At 37.0% G+C, this 208-nt stretch carries 1 pseudogene; it reads right to left on the bottom strand.

From position 1 onward, the window contains the following. Positions 1 to 59 precede the first annotated feature (59 nt). Positions 60 to 208 (bottom strand): annotated as a pseudogene (locus V6260_RS19505) (DNA repair protein RadA); the annotation flags it as partial.

Below are 208 nucleotides of genomic sequence, written 5' to 3'. Positions count from 1 at the left end.
ATTCTTTCTATAAAGTGTCTCAACTTAAGAGTAACACTGAACAACATCACCGATAAGTGTTAATTAATCAAACTAAGTAACTCAAGTACTGTTTTAACAGGGGAAATTTTAGCGCCTAGCCCTTCCATCGATTTATGGTAATAGCGAAATGGAATATATATTTCTGAGAAACCATCTTGTGCAGCCTCTTTAACACGCCGTACCCCAC

The organism is Pseudoalteromonas aliena, assembly GCF_038155085.1.
GTDB classification, from domain to species: domain Bacteria; phylum Pseudomonadota; class Gammaproteobacteria; order Enterobacterales; family Alteromonadaceae; genus Pseudoalteromonas; species Pseudoalteromonas aliena_A.
This window is presented reverse-complemented; position numbering and strand designations above follow the sequence as displayed.